Genomic DNA, 5,150 nt, shown 5'->3' with positions numbered 1-5,150 from the left:
CCCCGTGGGGGTGGGGTTTACCCCGCGAAAGTGCCGGCACAGACGAAACTTCAACCCCAGCCTTCAACCCCAGCCATCCATGCGCATGGTAGCCCTTACCAGGCGCTGCTCCTCCTGCTCGATCTCCCGCAAGCTGTCGCGGATGCCGTTGATGTGTTCGCGCGCCGCGCGCTGCGCCTGCTCGGGCAACTGCTCCATCACCGCGTGATACAGCCGCGCATGCTGGCGATCGATCTGGCGCTTCTGCGCCGGCCGGCAATACAGGTTGTTGACCGAGGCGAACACCGTGCTCAAGGTCAGGTCACTGAGCGATTGCAAGGTATGCACCAGCACCGGGTTGTGCGACGCCTCGCTGATCGCCCGGTGAAAGGCATGGTCGCGGCGGGCATGTTCACGGGCATCGATCGCTTCCGGGGCTTCGTGCGCAGCCAACATTTCTTCATAACGCCGGCGGATCAGCAAACGGTCGACCTCGGTAGCCCGCAACGCCGCCAGGCGCGCCGATTCGGCCTCCAGCAACGCCCGCACTTCCAGCAGGTCGAACAGCGTGCGCGGCTGCGAGCCGAACAGGTGCATCAAAGGCGTGGCGCCCGCATGGCCCGTCAGGTCGGCAACGAACGAACCGCGCCCCTGCTCGGTGTCGATGATGCCGCGCCCGCGCAGGATGCGCAGGCCTTCGCGCAGCGCCGAGCGCGAGCACCCCAGCTTGTCCACCAGGCGCCGCTCCGACGGCAGGGCCTGGCCCACCTTGAGCACGCCTTCGACGATCAGCCGCTCGACCCGTTCGGCCACCTGGTCGGCAACCTTGGCCTTGCCTTCAGTACCCACTGCGTACCCTCCTGCTGGTAGGACCACTTAGACCGCTTGCCTCAATCTAGCCGGGCAAAGCCATCAATAACCAGTACTCACGGCAAAAACTGGTAGGACCAGTTCAACCCGTACTCGACCCCTGCCGTGGCCACGCGCAGGCTGCAAGGGTGAGCGCTTTGCCAACAACAACAAAACCGTTGCCGAGTGAGCCGATGAATATCCTGTACGACGAACGCGTCGATGGCGCGCTGCCCGATGTGAACCGGGCGGCGCTGCTGCAAGCGCTGCGCGCTGCCTTGCCCGACCTCGAGATCCTGCACCGCGAGGAAGACCTCAAGCCCTATGAATGCGACGGCCTCTCGGCCTACCGCACGGTGCCACTGCTGGTGGTGCTGCCCGAGCGCCTGGAGCAGGTGCAGACGTTGCTCAAGCTCTGCCACCAGCGGGGCGTGCCGGTGGTGGCACGCGGCGCTGGTACCGGCCTGTCGGGCGGCGCTTTGCCACTGGCCAAAGGCATCCTGCTGGTGATGGCACGGTTCAACCGCATACTCGAAGTCAACCCGCAGGGCCGCTTCGCCCGTGTGCAGCCCGGCGTGCGCAACCTTGCCATCTCCCAGGCGGCCGCGCCCCACGGCCTGTACTACGCGCCGGACCCGTCCTCGCAAATCGCCTGCTCCATCGGCGGCAATGTCGCCGAGAACGCCGGTGGCGTGCACTGCCTCAAGTACGGCCTGACCGTGCACAACCTGCTCAAGGTGGAAATCCTCACAGTCGAGGGCGAACGCCTGACCCTCGGCAGCGATGCCCTGGACAGCCCAGGTTTCGACCTGCTGGCACTGTTCACTGGCTCCGAAGGCATGCTCGGCATCGTCACTGAAGTCACCGTCAAGCTGCTGCCCAAGCCCCAGGTAGCGCGGGTGCTGCTGGCCAGCTTCGACAGCGTCGAGGACGCCGGCCGGGCAGTGGCCGAGATCATCGCTGCCGGGATCATCCCCGGCGGCCTGGAGATGATGGACAACCTGGCGATCCGCGCGGCCGAGGACTTCATCCATGCTGGCTACCCGGTGGACGCGGCGGCGATCCTGCTGTGCGAGCTGGATGGCGTCGAGGCCGATGTGCACGACGACTGCGAACGGGTCGCCGCCGTGCTGGCCCAGGCCGGCGCGCGTGATGTGCGGCTGGCCTGCGACGAGGCCGAGCGCGTGCGCTTCTGGGCCGGGCGCAAGAACGCCTTCCCGGCGGTGGGGCGCATCTCCCCGGACTACTACTGCATGGACGGCACCATCCCGCGCCGCGAACTGCCACGGGTACTCAAGGGCATCAGCGAACTGTCAGGCGAATACGGCCTGCGCGTGGCCAACGTGTTCCATGCCGGCGACGGCAACATGCACCCGCTGATCCTGTTCGATGCCAACCTGCCAGGCGAGCTGGAACGTGCCGAAGCCATTGGCGGCAAGATCCTCGAACTGTGCGTGGCCGTGGGCGGCAGCATCACCGGCGAACACGGTGTGGGGCGCGAGAAGATCAACCAGATGTGCGCGCAGTTCAACAGCGACGAAATCACCCTGTTCCATGCGGTCAAGGCCGCTTTCGATCCACAGGGCCTGCTCAACCCCGGCAAGAACATCCCCACCCTGCACCGCTGCGCCGAATTCGGCGCCATGCACGTGCACCATGGGCAGTTGCCCTTCCCCGAACTGGAGCGTTTCTGATGAGCATGGACCGCGACAACAGCCAGGCCCTGCTGGAGCAGGTCAACCAGGCGCTGAGCCAGGCCACGCCGCTGCGTATCCAGGGTGGCAACAGCAAGGCCATGCTCGGCTGCCCGGTGGCTGGCGAGGTGCTCGACACCCGCAGCCACCGTGGCATCGTCAGCTACGACCCGACCGAACTGGTGCTGACTGCCCGCGCCGGCACGCCGCTGCGCGAGATCGAGGCGGCGCTGCACGAAGCTGGCCAGATGCTGCCCTGCGAACCACCGCACCTGGGCCCAGAAGCCACCCTGGGTGGCATGGTCGCTGCCGGTTTGTCCGGCCCCAGGCGGCCGTGGGCCGGGTCGGTGCGCGACTATGTGCTGGGCACGCGGGTGATCACCGGCCACGGCAAGCTGTTGCGCTTTGGTGGCGAAGTGATGAAGAACGTTGCCGGCTACGACGTGTCGCGGCTGATGGCGGGCAGCTTCGGCTGCCTCGGGTTGCTGACCGAGGTGTCGCTGAAAGTGTTGCCACGCCCGCGCCAGTGCCTCAGCCTGCGCCTGCCGATGGGCCGCCACCAGGCACTGGCGGAGCTGGCTGAATGGGGCCAGCAGCCGCTGCCGATAAGCGCGGCCTGCCATGACGGCGACGCGCTGTACCTGCGCCTGGAAGGCGGCGAAGGCTCGGTCCAGTCGGCACGCCAGCGCCTGGGCGGCGAGGCATTGGACAGCCGCTTCTGGAGCGACCTGCGCGAGCAGCGCCTGGCGTTCTTTGCCGGCCCCGCGCCACTGTGGCGCTTGTCCGTGCCCATCGTCACCGGCGAGCTGGAGCTGCCCGGCCAGCAGCTGATCGACTGGGGTGGTGCGCAGCGCTGGCTCAAGTCCACGGCGCCGGCGCAGCACATCCGCGATCAGGTTGCCAAGGTCGGCGGCCACGCCACCTGCCATGCCCCTGGCCCTGCCAGCAGCCCACCGCTGCCCACCGCGCTGATGCGCTACCACCGCGCACTCAAGCAGCAACTCGACCCCCAGGGGGTGTTCAACCCCGGCCGCCTGTACCCGGACCTGTGAGGCCAGACCATGCAAACCAACCTGAGCGAAACCGCCCGGCACCTGGCCCGCGCCGACGAGGCCGAAAGCATCCTGCGCTCCTGCGTGCACTGTGGTTTCTGCACCGCCACGTGCCCCACCTACCAGCTGCTGGGCGATGAGCTGGACGGCCCACGCGGGCGCATCTACCTGATCAAGCAAGTGCTCGAAGGCGCGCCGATCACTGCCAGCACCCAGTTGCACCTGGATCGCTGCCTGACCTGCCGCAACTGTGAAACCACCTGCCCTTCCGGGGTGAAGTACCACGACCTGCTGGACATCGGCCGCGCCGTGGTCGATCAACAGGTGCCACGCCCGCTCGGCCAGCGCCTGCTGCGCCAGGGCCTGCGTGCAGTGGTGCCACGCCCGGCGCTGTTCAAGGCACTGACCCGTAGCGGCCAGGCTTTGCGCCCGCTGCTACCGGCCACGCTCAAGCGCAAGCTGCCAGCGCGGGTCACCGCCCCCGGCCACCGCCCCGCACCGCGCCATGCGCGGCGGGTACTGATGCTGGAAGGCTGCGTGCAACCAGCCCTGTCGCCCAACACCAATGCCGCCGCCGCACGCCTGCTGGACCGCCTGGGCATCAGCGTGGTGCCGATCCAGCAGGCCGGCTGCTGTGGCGCGGTGGACTATCACCTCAATGCCCAGGAGCAAGGCCTGCAACGGGCGCGTCGCAATATCGATGCCTGGTGGCCAGCCATCGAAGCCGGCGCCGAGGCCATCGTGCAAACCGCCAGCGGCTGCGGCGCGTTCGTGCGTGACTACGGCCATCTGCTGGAAAAAGACCCGCGCTACGCCGCCAAGGCCGCACGGGTCAGCGCCCTGTCCCGCGACCTGGTGGAGGTGCTGCGTGACGAGCCGATTGAGCAACTGGGGCTGTGCGCCGAACAGCGCCTGGCCTTCCATTGCCCATGCACCCTGCAGCACGCGCTGAAGCTGGGGGGTGTGGTGGAGGCACTGCTGACACGCCTGGGCTTCACCTTGACTCCGGTACCGGACGGCCACCTGTGTTGCGGCTCGGCCGGCACCTATTCGCTGACCCAGCCCGAGCTGTCGCTACAACTGCGCGACAACCGCCTCAACGCCCTGGAAAGCGGCAAACCGCAAGTCATCGCCACCGCCAATATCGGCTGCCAGGCCCACCTCGACGGGGCCGGGCGCACACCGGTGCGGCACTGGATCGAAATCGTCGAAGCAGCCTTGAACCCGGAGAACCACCATGCATAGCAAATCCGTGATCGGCCAGGCCGAAGTCACTCGCGTGCTCACCGCCGCCCGTCAGCAAGCTCAGGCGCAACAATGGAACGTGACCATTGCCGTGGTCGACGACGGGGGCCACCCGCTGGCCCTGGAGCGCCTGGACGGCTGCGCGCCGGCCAGCGCCTACATCGCGATGGAAAAGGCCCGCACGGCCGCGCTGGGGCGCAAGGAGACGCGGGACTACGAGGAGATGGTCAATGGTGGCCGTACCGCTTTCGTCACCGCGCCGCTGCTGACCAGCCTGGAAGGCGGCGTGCCGCTGCGGGTGGATGGGCAGGTGGTGGGGGCGATCGGCGTG

5 protein-coding genes are annotated in these 5,150 nt (G+C 67.8%); 4 read left to right on the top strand and 1 reads right to left on the bottom strand.

Features of this window, described 5'->3' with window-relative positions; translation table 11 throughout:
- Positions 1-63: 63 nt before the first annotated feature.
- Positions 64-828 carry a transcriptional regulator GlcC gene (gene glcC, locus ACK1U9_RS12520; protein ID WP_084785154.1) on the bottom strand — a complete coding sequence of 255 codons (765 nt, stop codon included), beginning with the start codon at positions 826-828 and terminating at the stop codon, positions 64-66.
- 194 nt (positions 829-1,022) lie between these two features.
- Here glcC and glcD point away from each other — a divergent pair, with 194 nt between their 5' ends.
- The 4 genes from glcD to ACK1U9_RS12500 all read left to right on the top strand — a co-directional run.
- The gene (gene glcD, locus ACK1U9_RS12515; protein ID WP_108481495.1) at positions 1,023-2,522 is read left to right on the top strand and encodes a glycolate oxidase subunit GlcD; all 1,500 of its coding nucleotides are present in this window, start codon (positions 1,023-1,025) and stop codon (positions 2,520-2,522) included.
- Entirely contained in the window at positions 2,522-3,574 is a 1,053-nt protein-coding gene (gene glcE / locus ACK1U9_RS12510; protein ID WP_108481494.1) for a glycolate oxidase subunit GlcE, read from the top strand. Before glcD ends, glcE begins: the two co-directional genes overlap by 1 nt.
- Before the next feature lie 9 nt (positions 3,575-3,583).
- Complete coding sequence (glcF, locus tag ACK1U9_RS12505) at positions 3,584-4,819, top strand: glycolate oxidase subunit GlcF (RefSeq protein WP_085599213.1); 1,236 nt, start codon at positions 3,584-3,586, stop codon at positions 4,817-4,819.
- Positions 4,812-5,150: heme-binding protein (locus tag ACK1U9_RS12500; RefSeq protein WP_449109927.1), on the top strand; the 339-nt coding region annotated here is incomplete at its 3' end. The genes glcF and ACK1U9_RS12500, both read left to right, overlap by 8 nt.

The sequence above is a fragment of the Pseudomonas sp. XP1 genome (assembly GCF_053557675.1).
This window is presented reverse-complemented; position numbering and strand designations above follow the sequence as displayed.

Excerpts from the sequence above, each read along its gene's own strand:
- glcE (WP_108481494.1), top strand. The coding sequence starts at position 2,522 with ATGAGCATGGACCGCGACAACAGCCAGGCCCTGCTGGAGCAGGTCAAC.
- glcF (WP_085599213.1), top strand. The coding sequence starts at position 3,584 with ATGCAAACCAACCTGAGCGAAACCGCCCGGCACCTGGCCCGCGCCGAC.
- glcD (WP_108481495.1), top strand. The coding sequence starts at position 1,023 with ATGAATATCCTGTACGACGAACGCGTCGATGGCGCGCTGCCCGATGTG.